Origin of the sequence: Burkholderia sp. Bp8991 (assembly GCF_003853795.1) — a bacterium.
Lineage (GTDB): Bacteria > Pseudomonadota > Gammaproteobacteria > Burkholderiales > Burkholderiaceae > Burkholderia.
The window spans coordinates 35616-48631 of record NZ_QTQJ01000010.1; the positions used below are offsets into that span (position 1 = coordinate 35616).

Genomic DNA, 13016 nt, shown 5'->3' on the forward strand with positions numbered 1-13016 from the left:
CCGGACGCACAAAAAAAGCGCGCTGCGTGATGCAGCGCGCTTCGGCTTGTCGGCGGGTTCCGTGCCGCGTTACTGCGCGGCCGGTGCGCTCGCGGGCAGGGTCGGCATCGCTGGCGCGATCGGCGCGCCGTTGGAGGCCGGCGCCGTCGTCGCCCCGCTCGGCGCCGCCACGGGCGCAGCGGCCGAGGCCGCGGCAGGCGCGCTCGCGGGCATCGCGCCGTCCGCACCCGGATCGTCGTACTGCGGCAAGCCCGGCGCCGCCGGCGCGTTGTTCGGCGCGCCGCCCGACTCGCCCGGATCCTCGTAGTTCGGCAAGCCCGGCACGGCCGGCGTGGCCGCCGGCACCGCCCCCGCTTCACCCGGCTCCGTGTAGTTCGGCAGCGCTGCCGACGACGTCTGGCCGTGATACGTCAGCGACTTGCGCTGCTGCAGATACGCATCGCGGACGAACGAGTACGGATCGAGTGCCGCCTGCTTCAGCAGATCGGTCGCGCCGAGCAGATCCGAACGCGCGCTGATGAATTGCGCGATGTACATCGGATTGCGCACGGCCGGCTCGATGTAGTTGAGCAGGTTGAAGCGGACGTCCACCGCGCGGCCGACGCCGTCGCGGATCGTGCTCGGCCCGAACACGGGCAGCACGAGGTACGGGCCGGACGGCATGCCCCAGCGCGCCATCGTCAGCCCGAAATCCTGGTGATGCTTCGGCAGCCCGGCCGGCGTCGCGATGTCGATCAGGCCGGCGACGCCGAACACCGAGTTCATCGCCACGCGCATCAGGTCCTGCGTCGCATCGGTGATGCGCAGCTGCAACAGGTTGTTCGCCATGTTGCCGAGATCGCCGAGGTTCGAGAAGAAATTGCTGATCGCGGTACGCACGGGCGTCGGCGTGATCTTCTGGTAACCCTTCGCGATCGGCACGGCGATGTTCGTGTCGACCGTGTCGTTGAACTTGTACATCGCCCGGTTCATCGGCTCGAGCGGGTCGTTGGGGTTGCGGTTCGGGCCCGTCGCGCAGCCGCTCAGCACTGCGCTGGCAGCGACGGTCGCCGCAATGATTCGCACCTTATTCATTGTTTCCTTGCAATTGGTTCTTGGCGCGTTTGACGCGCGGTTTGCCCATCAGGACGGGCTGAAACACCACGGCGCCGATCAGGGTGCAGGTCAACGCCAGCGCGAGCAGCTTGCCCATGCTCGACGTGCCCGGATGATGCGACAGCCACAGGCTGCCGAAGGCGGTTGCGGTCGTCGCGGCACTGAACAGCACCGCGTGCGTGAGGCTCGAATGCAGCAGGCCCGTCTGGCCCGCGCGCCACGCCATCACGAAGTACACCTTGAACGCGACGCCGACGCCGAGCATCAGCGGCAGCGCGATGATGTTCGCGAAGTTCAGCGACATGCCGAGCACGACGCACATCTCGAGCGTGACGAGCCCCGACACGAGCAGCGGCACCAGGGTGCGCAGCACGTCGCCGAAGCGGCGCAGCGTGATCCACAGCAGGATCGTGATCGAGAGGATCGACCACAGCGCCGCGTGCAGGAACGCGTTGATGATCGTGTCGGCCGAATGCAGGATCGAGATCGGCCCGCCGGTCGCGCCGGGTTCCGCCGCCTTCACCGTCTTCGCGAAGCGGCGCAGCATCGTGTCGTCGTTCGGGTCGACGCCCTTCGGCACCTTCGGCGAAATCTGCACGAGCGCGTGGCCGTCCGGCGCGACCCAGTCGCGCACGATCTGCGGCGGCAGCGATTCGCGCGTGATGTCCTGCGGTTGCAGCAGCGTCGCGAGCTGGTTGAGCGCGATGCGCAGCGTGTCGGAGAACGCGTGTTCGGCGCGATCGCGCGCCGCGCTGTCGGCGGCGGCCAGCTTCGCGAGCGATGCCGACAGATGCTGCGCGGCGGCGGCACCGGGGCCCGGGTGATCTTCCGCCGCGTAGCTGAGCAGGTCCGACACGCGCTTGAGCGCGGCGACGCGCTGCGCATCGGTCGCGGCCGGCGCGGCCGGCTGCGTCAGCGCGGGCAGCAGCTCGCTCGCGGCCGCGGCGATCGCCGCGCGCTTGGCCGGCTGGTCGGCCGGCACGAAGGTCGTGAGCGTCGTCGTGCGGCCGACTTCCGGCAGCGCGTCGAGGCGCTTCGCGGCCGCGTCGGCCTCGGCGAGCGACGGCGCGAGCAGCGTGACGTCGTTGACGGCCGCTTCGGGCGAATCCTTCAGCGCGAGCAGCGTCGCCATCGATTCGCTGTTCGGATCCTTCAGGTGCAGCGGGTTGAAATCGAAGTGCAGGAACGCGAGCAGCGGCAGCGCGCCGATCACGACCGCGAGCGTGCCGATCAGGATCGGCTTGCGATGGCGATCGAGGAAGTCGTCGACGGGGGCGAGCCACGGAAAGCCCGGCGTCTTCGATTCGCCCGGCGGCGCGAACAGGCGCAGCAGCGCGGGCAGCAGCGTGAGCGTGGTCAGCAGCGCGACGAACATCCCGACGCCCGCGATCAGGCCGAGCTCGGACACGCCACGATAGGCCGTGGGAATGAACGAGAAGAAGCTCGCCGCAACCGCCGCGGTGGCGAGCGCGAGCGGCATGCCCATCGAGTGCGCGGCGCCGACCAGCGCGTGATCGATGCGCGGATCGCGGAAGCGTTCCTCGCGGTACTTCACGCCGTACTGGATCGAGAAGTCGACGCCGAGGCCGACGAACAGCACCATGAACGCGACCGAGATCATGTTCAGCGAACCGACCATCGCGAGGCCGAGCGCGGCCGTCACGACGAGGCCGACGAACAGCGTGACGAGCACCGAGCCGATCATCCGCTTCGAGCGCAGCGCGAGCCACAGGATCACGAGCACGGCGAGCAGCGTGAGCACGCCGTTGAGCGCGGCGCCGTCTTGCACCGACGCGAATTCGTCGTCGGCGAGCGGCTGTTCGCCGGTCAGGCGCACGACCGCGCCGTAGCGTTGCTCGATGCCGAGCGCTTTCGCCGTGTCGCGGATCACCCGGGTCGTTTCGGCACCGGCCTTCAGCGCGCCATAGTCGACGACCGGCTGCACCGTGACGAACGCGCGTGCCGGCTGGCGTGCGGCATCGCTGTCGACCAGCCCGCGCCACGAGAACGCGGCGGGCCTGCCGGCCAGCACGTCGTCGACCGTCGCGGCGCTGCGCGCGAGCAGCTTCGCCATCGCGGGCAGCTTCACCTGGCCGGTCAGGAGCGGCTGGCCGAGCGTGGTGGACAGCGTGGTCGCGAGCCCGGTCAGGCTCGGGTTCTTCGCGAGTTCGTTGACGAGCGGCCGCGCGCTCGCGAGCTGCGACGTCGTATCCGACACTTCCTGCGGCGACAGGAACAGCAGCCCGTTGTGCTCGAAGAACGGGCCGCCGCCGGGTTCGGCGACCTGGCCGATACGGCCGGCGTCGGCCTGCTTGCGCAGGGCTTCGGTGAGCGTGTGCGCGGCGGCCGTCGCGAATTCGGGGGCCGGTGCCTCGACTACCGCGAGGATCGTGCCGTTGCGTTGCGGGAAGGCCTTGTCGACGGCCTGGCCGAGCGCGGCCCACTGCGGTTCCGCGTCGACGAGCTTGCTGATGTCCGTGTTGATCTTGAAGTGCTGCGCGACGTAGACGCCGCTGAAGACGGCGATGACGAGCGACAGCACGACGACCCAGACGGGGCGGCGTACCGACAATGCGACGAGTCGGACGATGAGAGAAGTCACCATGTGGCGGTGGGGAGGGGCTGGCAAGGACAAGGCAAAGAGTATACCGGCGCCACGTGACGTCGGTCGCCACGTTGGAGCGTAAAGGGGCGGGAAGGATATTTGCTGCGCCGGGAGGGAATCGCCGCGAATCGTCGGACGAATGGGCGGCGGAAATTGACATAATCGGCACCGATCGCGCAGCGGCCGGCACCCTGTGACAAAAGGGGCTGAAAGGTAACAGTCGGTCACCGCACGGCAGGCGGGCCGCCGGGCCGCTATACTTCGACCCACCGGCCGATGCGATCGATGCAATCCGCCGTCCGTTTTTTTCACCGAGTGCGAATATCCGTATGAAACGTCATCTGTTTGCTTTCGTCGCGGCGGCCGCCGTGTCGGTTTCCGCTTTCGCGCAGAGCGCGCCGGTCGACATCGTCCGTAATGCGGTCGAAGGCACCGTCAACGCGATGAAGGCCGATCCGGGTGCGCGCGGCGGCGACATGGCAAAAGTCACGCAAGTCGTCGAGCAGCGCTTCCTGCCCGCGACGAACTTCGAGCGCACGACCCGCATCGCGGTCGGCGATGCCTGGAAGCAGGCGACGCCGCAACAGCAGCAGGAGCTGTACAAGCAGTTCAAGCTGCTGATGACGCGTACCTATGCCGCGTCGCTCGCGCAGCTCGGCAGCCAGGACGCGAAGTTCTCGTTCAAGGCCGGCGGCGCGTCGGGTGCCGATGCGCTGGTCCAGTCGACGGTCACGACGCCGGGCGACAGCCAGTCGGTCGGCTACCGGCTCGGCAAGGTCGGCAGCGACTGGAAGATCTACGACATCGACATGTCGGGTGCGTGGCTGATCCAGGTCTACCAAGGGCAGTTCAAGAGCCAGCTCGCGTCGGGCGGGATCGACGGCCTGATCGCGTATCTGCAGAAGCACAATTCGCGGACGAATTGAGCGTCGCTGCGCGCAGTCTGGATTTTGGATGAGTGAAAGGCGCCTCCGGGCGCCTTTTTCGTTCGTGGTCAGTCGAGCGGTCGAGCGGTGATTCCACTGCGCGATGCCGACTCGGCGAATCACATGCGAAGCGAGAAAAAACAGCATCGTAGAGCTGATCAATGTGACCGACGCGCAGAGTGCCTTTTGCGGCGCCGCACGTCGCCGCCCTACCGCCGCCGATGCTCGACCGCGAACTTGATCAGCTCCGCCTGCCCTTCGATCTCGAGCTTGCGCTTCAGGTTGAGCCGATGCGTTTCCACCGTGCGGACCGACAGCCCCGTCTGCTGCGCGATCTGCTTGCTCGACAGCCCCTCGGCCAGTGCATCGAGGATGTCGCGCTCGCGCGGCGTCAACCGGTCGAGGGGCGACGCGGTCGCGCTCGCCTGGATCATCCGCGCGGCGAGCCCTTCGCTGAAGAACGTCTGCCCGGCCAGCACCGAGCCGATCGCGCGCACGATCTCGCTCGCGGGCGAATCCTTCAGCAGGTAGCCGCTCGCGCCGGCGCGCACGGCCTGCGTCACGTATTCGATGTTGTCGTGCATCGACAGCATGAGCACGCGAATCCCCGGAAAGCGCTCGTGGAACACGCCGGCGAGCGTGATGCCGTTCATCCCGTTCATGCCGACGTCCATCAGCGCGAGGTCGGGCTCGAGCGACGCGGCGAGCGCAAGCGCCTCGTCCGCGTTGCCGGCTTCGCCGACCACCGACAGGTCGGCCGCCTCGAGCCGCATCCGCAGGCCGTCGCGCACCAGCGGATGATCGTCGACCAGCAGCAGTCGGGCAGCGGGCCGGGCGGTGTCGGGGGCACTCATGGGCAAGGTCTCCGGTTATGGGGATCGTGTTCAGGCGGCGCGCAGCGGCACGCGCGCGGCTACGACGGTGTGGCCGACCTGCGACGTGATCGTCAGCATGCCGCCCAGCGCGTCGAGCCGCTCGCGCATGTTGCGCAGCCCGATGCCGCGGCGCGCGTCGGTCTGCGTACGCTCGGCGTCGAAGCCGCAACCGTTGTCTGCGATGGTCAGCGTGACGGCATGCGCGCCGACGTCGAGCGTGACGGCCGCGCGCGACGCCTGCGCATGATGCACGATGTTGCTGAGCGCTTCCTGCGCGATCCGGAACAGCGCCGTGTTGACCGGGGCGGGCAGCGGCCGCGCGCCGCTGTGCGCCACCTGCGTATAGCCGATGTCGATGCCGCTTTCCGCGCCGAGCTCGCGCACGAGCTGCTCGAGCGCGGCGGCGAGGCCGAGATCGTCGAGCATCGCCGGGCGCAGCGCGTGCGAGATGCGCCGCACTTCGCGCAGCGTGTCGCCGAGCCGCCCGACGCCCGACGCGAGCGCCTGCTCGGCCTCGGGCATGCGCGCGGTGCCGCGCTCGAAGCGCGCGAGCGCGGATTCGAGCATCAGCTTCGCGGACACCATCATCTGGCTGATCCCGTCATGCAGCTCGCGCGACAGCCGCTCGCGCTCCTGCTCCTGCGATTCGACGACGCGCTGCGCGAGCTGCTTGAGCTTCGCGTCGGCGCTGCGCGACTCGCTGACGTTCAGCACCAGCGCACAGACGGCGATCGCCGCCGCGCCGGTCAGCGCGATCGCGGTGAGCCAGCTCATCGTGCGCTCGATGTTCGCGGACGCGCGCGCGTCGATGCGCTGCAGCGCGGTGTCGACGTCGTCGAGATAGATGCCGGTGCCGACCATCCAGCCCCAGCGTTCGAGCGCGACGACGTAGCCGAGCTTCGGCGCGGGCTTGCCCGTCGACGGCCGCTGCCACGTGTAGCGCACGTAGCCGCCGCCGTGGGACGCGGCGCCGATCAGCTGCTGGATCGTCAGCGCGCCCTGCGGGTCGCGCATCGACCAGTAGTTGTGGCCGACGCGCTCGGGCTCGCGCGGATGCATCAGCGCATTGCCGTGCAGGTCGTATACGAAGAAATAGCCGTCAGGGCCGAAATCCATCTTCTGCAGCATCGCGAGCGCCTGCGTGCGCAGCAGTCCGTCGTCGCGCGCATTGCGGCCGCTCGCGTCGTACAGCGGCATGATCGCACTCGTCGCGAGTTCGACGTAATGCTTCAGCTCGACTTCCTTGCTCGACAGGTAGGCGGCCTGGATCGTCGCGTGCTGCGTGCGCGCGAGCGACGTCGCCTGCTGGCGCACGCCGAAGCCGATGCCGGCGATCGCGAGCAGGAACGGCACGATGGCCAGAAGGAAAATCTTTGCCTTGAGTCTCATGGTGGTGTGAAGCGGGCGCGGGCCGACGGGCGCGCGTGTCGCGCGGCGGCCGGGCGAGCCGACATTGTCGGCGATTTCGCCCGCGGCCGGCGCTGTGGCGGCCGGGCGGCCAGCCGTGGCTCAGGCGCGCCGCAGCGTGCGCTCGGCGGACGGGGCCGTCTGCACGACGACCTGGTTGCGCCCGCCTTCCTTCGCGCGGTACAGCGCGTCGTCGGCGAGCTTCAGTGCGGCCTGGATGCTGTCGTCGAGTTCCGGATAGCAGGTCGTCACACCGATGCTCGCGGTCAGGCGGTCCGACGCATCCGTGTCGTGCAGGATGCCGAGATCGAGGATGGCGGTGCGGATCGATTCGGCGATCGTCACGGCGCCGGGCGTGTCGACGTCCGGCAGCACCACGACGAACTCCTCGCCGCCGTAGCGCGCTGCATAGTCGGCCGGGCGGCGCAGGCATCCGGCGATGCAGCGGCCGACCGCGGCGAGCGCATCGTCGCCGGCCTGATGGCCTTGCGTGTCGTTGTAGCGCTTGAAGTGATCGACGTCGACGAACAGCAGCGACAGCGCGTGCTGCGAGCGCGCCGCGCGGCGCCATTCGCGCGCGAGCGTGACGTCGAGCATCCGGCGATTGTCGAGGCCCGTGAGGCCGTCGGTGCGCGCGAGCGCTTCCAGCTCGGTTTCCGCGCGGTGCCGCTTGCGCAGCTGGATGTCGAGCAGCATCGACAGGCCGACGAAGCCGAGCGCGAGCAAGGCCATCGCCGAGCCGATCGGGATCGCGCGGTCGTACCACGCGGCGTAGGTGTCCGCCTCCGAGCGCGCGACCATGATGATCAGTGGCAGGTGGTCGAGGTGCCGGAACACGTACAGGCGCCGCACGCCGTCGATCGACGCGGTATCGGCGAAGCTCCCTTCGTTGGCGGTCATGAACCGGCGGAACGTGCTGGCCTTGCTGATGTTGCGGCCGACGATCGCCGGATCGTAAGGCTGGCGCGCGAGCATCAGGCCCTTCGTATTGATCAGCGCCATCGACCCGCGATCGCCGAGCGAGAGGCGCGAGAACAGGTCCTGGAAATATTCGAGCCGGATCGACATCACGGCGACGCCGCCGAACGACCCGTCGGGCCGCGTGATCCGCCGGCTGAGCGCAATGCTCGGCGAGCCGCCGCGCAATCGCGAACGGTACGGGTCGCTGACGTACAGGCCGACGTCCGGGTTGTCGCGGTGCACCGTGAAGTACGACTCGTTGCCGAAGTTGGCCTTGCGCGGCACGTCGCTCTTGCCGTCGACCGCGATGTCACCGTTCGAGTCGAGCACGTAGATGCCGCCGAGATACTTGGCCGTCGTCGCGCGATCGAACAGCACCTGGCGGCGCAGCGGCATCGGCAGCGCGAGGACCGCGGGATCGTTCTCGCCTTCGACGACCGCCTGCAGCGACAGCGCATAGAACTCGATGTTGCGCTCGATGTCCCACGACGCCATCAGCGCGATGTTCTGCTGGGTGGTGCGCGCGCGATCGCGTGCGTCGATCCGGCCTTCGTACAGCAGGATGCCGCACAGCAACAACAGGATCAGTGCGATCAGCAGCCCTGAATAGAAGATCAGGTGCGGCAGCAGGAACCGGCGCAATTGGGCGGCGACGCGGCTTGTCAGGCCGGATTCGCTGGGCATCGCGTAGTCGGTTTCTGCCATGGTCCGTGGATCGATGGGCATCGTCGCCGGGGCGGCGGGCCGATGCGATTGTTCGTATGATTTGCCGGCGATGATCCGGAATGCACCCCCCGGTGCGCATTCCGCCCGACCGATCTGGAACATGATGCCGATGATCGGCGATGGCGGCCGGATAAACCGCTGCATCACCTGCTCACCGGCAAGAGTTGCCGCGATTCGACGATCCGACGAATCGGGCGGCGCGGATTGGTCCGAGTATAACGCGCGCATTCGTGCACGCGGAAAATGTTGCGGACCGTTGATCCGGATCAAATTATCGCCCTGGCAGAGACTTGCCAGTCGCGTGGGGAACGTTGCAGCGCAAGGCTTTGCGCCAGGAGGGGGCAGCGCGCATACCGCCGTCGCCGATTTACATGCTTTAACGGCAGGCGGACGCGGAACCTTAAATCGTGCGATTCGGATCGATTATCCGTTTCAGCGTTTGCATGAATTCGAATGTAAAAACGGGCAGCCGTAATGGCTGCCCGCTTCGTGAAAACCGCATGCGGGAAAGCCCGCATGCGAAGGCTTACGCGCCGTGCTGTTGCGCCTTGTACGCGAGCCGGAACCGATGCAGCAGCGGCTCGGTATAACCGCTCGGCTGCGACGTGCCCTGCAGCGCCAGTGCGCATGCGGCCTTGAACGCGGTCGACTGGTCGTAGCCGGGCGCCATCGGGCGATAGTTCGGGTCGCCGGCGTTCTGCTGGTCGACGACGCGCGCCATCCGCTTGAACACGTCGAGCACGAAGGCCTCGGTGATCACGCCGTGGCGCAGCCAGTTCGCGATGTGCTGGCTCGAGATGCGCAGCGTCGCGCGGTCTTCCATCAGGCCGACGTCGTGGATGTCCGGCACCTTCGAGCAGCCGACACCCTGTTCGACCCAGCGCACGACGTAGCCGAGAATGCCCTGCGCGTTGTTCTCGACCTCGCTCAGGATTTCGCTCTCGCTCCAGGCGGCGCGCTCGACGACCGGCACGGTCAGCAGCCCTTCGAGCAGCGTGTCGCGCTCGCTTGCGTACGGCGTCTTCTCGAGTTCCTGCTGGATGGCCTGCACGTCGACGAGATGGTAGTGCAGCGCGTGCAGCGTCGCGGCGGTCGGCGACGGCACCCACGCGGTGTTCGCGCCGGCGCGCGGATGCGCGATCTTCTGCTCGAGCATCGCGTGCATCAGGTCCGGCATCGCCCACATGCCCTTGCCGATCTGCGCGCGGCCGCGCAGGCCGGCCGACAGGCCAGCGAGCACGTTGTTGCGCTCGTACGCCTGGATCCACGCCGACGACTTCATGTCGCCCTTGCGGATCATCGGGCCCGCTTCCATCGCGGTGTGCATCTCGTCGCCGGTGCGGTCGAGGAAGCCGGTGTTGATGAACGCGACGCGCGCGGCCGCCGCCGCGATACAGGCGGCGAGGTTCACGCTGGTGCGGCGCTCCTCGTCCATGATGCCCATCTTCAGCGTGTTGCGCGGCAGGCCGTACAGATCCTCGATGCGCGCGAACAGCGTGTCGGCGAACGCGACTTCGACCGGGCCGTGCATCTTCGGCTTCACGATGTAGATCGAGCCGGTGCGCGAGTTGCGCTTGGCCTTCAGGTCGTGCAGCGCGCACAGCGTCGTGACGACACCGTCGAGGATGCCTTCCGGAATCTCGTTGCCGTCGCGGTCCAGCACCGCGCCGTTGGTCATCAGGTGGCCGACGTTGCGCACGAACAGCAGCGAGCGGCCGTGCAGCACCAGCGTGCCGCCGGCCGGCGTGGTGTACTCGCGATCGGCGTTCAGGCGGCGCGTGAAGGTCTTGCCGCCCTTCGCGACCTCCTCGACCAGCGTGCCCTGCATCAGGCCGAGCCAGTTGCGGTAGAGCTGGACCTTGTCGTCGGCGTCGACCGCCGCGACCGAATCCTCGCAGTCGATGATCGTGCTGACCGCGGCTTCGAGCACGACGTCCTTCACGTTCGCGAGATCGGCGCGGCCGATGGGGGTGGACGCGTCGATCTGGATCTCGAGGTGCAGGCCGTTGTGCTTCAGCAGGATCGCGGACGGCGCGCCCGCCGCACCCTGGTAGCCGACGAACTGTGCCGGCTGCGCGAGGTGCACGACGCCCTTGCCGGTTTCGACGGCGAGCTGGCCGTCTTCCACGCGATAGCGCAGCGCGTCGCGGTGCGAGCCGCTCGCGAGCGGCGCCGCGTTGTCGAGCACGCCGCGCGCGTAGTCGATCACGCGCTGGCCGCGCGTCGGGTTGTACGCCGTGGTGCGCTCGGCGCCGCCGTCCTCGGGCAGCGCATCGGTGCCGTACAGCGCGTCGTACAGGCTGCCCCAGCGTGCGTTCGCGGCGTTCAGCGCATAGCGCGCGTTCGATAGCGGCACGACGAGCTGCGGGCCGGCCTGCGTCGCGATCTCGCTGTCGACGTTCGCGGTGGCTGCCGCGACGTTCGACGGGACCGGCACGAGGTAGCCGATCTCTTCGAGAAATGCGCGAAACGCGGCATGGTCGCGCACCGGGCCGGGGTGCGCGCGATGCCACGTGTCGAGTTCCTGCTGCAGGCGGTCGCGTTCCGCGAGCAGCTCGCGGTTGCGCGGCGCGAGGTCGTGTACCAGGGCCGAGAAACCGCTCCAGAACGCGGCCTTGTCGATACCGGTGCCCGGCAGTGCTTCGTTTTCAATGAACTGGCTCAGCGCTGGCGCGACTTGCAGTCCTGCTTGGTCGATCATCGTGATTCCTCCCGGGGAAAAAATTCGCGCGCGGCTTGGCTGACTCATGTCGCGACGCTTTGTACGCCGGCGCGGGCGATCAGCGCGTCCTGCTCGGACTTTACGCCAGACACGCCGATTGCGCCCGCAATCCGGCCGTCGAACGCTACCGGCACGCCGCCTTCGAGCAAGCCCGTCAGCGGCACGCTGAGAAACGCGGTGCGGCCACCGTTGATCATATCCTCATACGCTTTCGTCTCGCGCCGGCCGAGCGCCGCCGCACGCGCCTTGTCCTGCGCGATGACGGCGCTGGCCGGCGACGCGCCGTCCAGGCGCGCGAACGCGAGCAGGTGGCCGCCGTCGTCGACGATGGCGATCGATACGGCCCAGCCGTGCCGTGCGGCTTCCACGCGGGCGGCCGCGAGCATGCGTTCGGCGTCGGCGAGCTGGAGTTCGGGTTTGGTTTGCATCATGTTCCTCCGGAATCAGCGGTCGGTGGAATCAGTCGACCCGTCGGTCGTCGACGAGCTCGATCCAGTGGCGCACGCGCGTGCGGCCCGCGCCGTTCAGGTGAGTCTGGCAGCCGACGTTGGCCGTGACAATCAGGTCCGGCCGCGCGGCTTCGAGCGCGTCGAGCTTGTTGTCGCGCAGCCTGGCCGCGAGTTCGGGCTGCGTCAGCGCATAGGTGCCGGCCGAGCCGCAGCAGAGATGGCCGTCGGCGACATTCGTCAGATCGAAGCCGAGCCGCGTCAGGATGCTTTCCACCGTGCCGCCGAGCCGCTGCGCGTGCTGCAGCGTGCACGGGTAGTGGACTGCGACGCGGCGCCGCGTCGACTCGGCCAGCGCGTCGAGCGGCTCGGCCGCGATCACTTCCGCGAGGTCGTGCGCGAGCGCGCTGACGCGCCGCGCCTTGTCCGCATAGACCGGGTCGGAACGCAGCAGGTCGCCGTATTCCTTCACGAACGCGCCGCAGCCGCTCGCCGTCAGCACGATCGCCTCCGCGCCGGCTTCGATCGCAGGCCACCACGCGTCGATGTTGCGGCGTGCGCGCGCGAGCCCGGCATCCTGCGCGTTCAGGTGATATTCGGTCGCGCCGCAGCAGCCGGCTTCGCGCGCGGGCGTCACGCTGATGCCGAGGCGGTCGAGCACGCGCGCGGCGGCCGCGTTCGTGTTCGGCGACAGCGAAGGCTGCACGCAGCCTTCCAGCATCAGCACGCGCCGCGCATGGCGTACCGGCGGGCGCGGCGTGGCGGCGGGCACGGCGGCCGGAATCTTGTCCTGCAGCGTGCCGGGCAGCAGCGGGCGTAGCGCGCGGCCGGCCCTCAGCAGCGCGGCGAAGGTTGCCGGCCGCGGCACCACGTGACGCAGGCCCGCGCGCAGCAGGCGCTCGCGCGCAGGCCGCCGCGCGCGCTTCTCGGCTTCCGCGCGGCCGATGTCGAGCAGCGTGTGATAGCGCACGCCGGACGGGCAGGTCGTCTCGCAGTTGCGGCACGTCAGGCAGCGGTCGAGATGCTGCTGCGTGCGCTCGCCGCACGGCTCGCCTTCGAGCATTTGCTTGATCAGGTAGATGCGTCCGCGCGGCCCGTCGAGCTCGTTGCCGAGCACCTGGTAGGTCGGGCAGGTCGCATTGCAGAAGCCGCAGTGCACGCACGCGCGCAGGATCGCTTCCGCTTCGTCGGCCCGGTCGAGGGCCTTGCTGGCTTCGCTGAGATTGGTTTGCATATCGGCGGTTCGAAGTCGGG

Annotated in this window: 10 protein-coding genes; 2 read left to right on the plus strand and 8 right to left on the minus strand. The window is 68.7% G+C overall.

Features of this window, described 5'->3' with window-relative positions; genetic code table 11:
* Positions 1-69 precede the first annotated feature (69 nt).
* Positions 70-1074, minus strand: coding sequence for a VacJ family lipoprotein (locus tag DIE02_RS13700; RefSeq protein WP_124529090.1), 1005 nt, complete (start codon positions 1072-1074; stop codon positions 70-72).
* Positions 1067-3700 (minus strand): MMPL family transporter, encoded by a 2634-nt coding sequence (locus tag DIE02_RS13705; RefSeq protein WP_124529092.1) that lies wholly within the window; start codon positions 3698-3700, stop codon positions 1067-1069. Before DIE02_RS13705 ends, DIE02_RS13700 begins: the two co-directional genes overlap by 8 nt.
* A gap of 329 nt (positions 3701-4029) precedes the next feature.
* Here DIE02_RS13705 and DIE02_RS13710 point away from each other — a divergent pair, with 329 nt between their 5' ends.
* Positions 4030-4626, plus strand: coding sequence for a phospholipid-binding protein MlaC (locus DIE02_RS13710; RefSeq protein ID WP_124485984.1), 597 nt, complete (start codon positions 4030-4032; stop codon positions 4624-4626).
* 209 nt (positions 4627-4835) lie between these two features.
* On the opposite strand, the gene DIE02_RS13715 is transcribed toward DIE02_RS13710, so the two are convergent.
* The 3 genes from DIE02_RS13715 to DIE02_RS13725 form a co-directional block, all read right to left on the minus strand.
* On the minus strand, positions 4836-5480 hold the full coding sequence (locus tag DIE02_RS13715) for a response regulator transcription factor (RefSeq protein ID WP_044848871.1): 645 nt from the start codon (positions 5478-5480) through the stop codon (positions 4836-4838).
* 30 nt (positions 5481-5510) lie between these two features.
* Entirely contained in the window at positions 5511-6890 is a 1380-nt protein-coding gene (locus DIE02_RS13720) for a cache domain-containing protein (RefSeq protein WP_044848872.1), read from the minus strand.
* Between the two features lie 120 nt (positions 6891-7010).
* Entirely contained in the window at positions 7011-8573 is a 1563-nt protein-coding gene (locus tag DIE02_RS13725) for a sensor domain-containing diguanylate cyclase (RefSeq protein WP_124485985.1), read from the minus strand.
* A gap of 121 nt (positions 8574-8694) precedes the next feature.
* On the opposite strand from DIE02_RS13725, the gene DIE02_RS13730 reads away from it, so the two are divergent.
* The gene (locus tag DIE02_RS13730; protein WP_124520164.1) at positions 8695-9069 is read left to right on the plus strand and encodes a hypothetical protein; all 375 of its coding nucleotides are present in this window, start codon (positions 8695-8697) and stop codon (positions 9067-9069) included.
* Between the two features lie 51 nt (positions 9070-9120).
* Here DIE02_RS13730 and DIE02_RS13735 read toward each other — a convergent pair whose 3' ends face one another.
* Genes DIE02_RS13735 through glcF form a run of 3 tightly spaced genes read right to left on the minus strand, consistent with a single transcriptional unit; the run spans position 9121 to position 12996 of the window.
* Positions 9121-11295, minus strand: coding sequence for a malate synthase G (locus DIE02_RS13735; RefSeq protein ID WP_124520162.1), 2175 nt, complete (start codon positions 11293-11295; stop codon positions 9121-9123).
* A 44-nt stretch (positions 11296-11339) separates the two neighbouring features.
* Positions 11340-11744, minus strand: coding sequence for a heme-binding protein (locus tag DIE02_RS13740; RefSeq protein ID WP_044848880.1), 405 nt, complete (start codon positions 11742-11744; stop codon positions 11340-11342).
* Positions 11745-11775: 31 nt separating this feature from the next.
* A complete protein-coding gene (gene glcF, locus DIE02_RS13745; protein WP_124529094.1) occupies positions 11776-12996 on the minus strand; it encodes a glycolate oxidase subunit GlcF in 1221 nt (406 codons plus the stop codon).
* Positions 12997-13016: the final 20 nt, after the last annotated feature.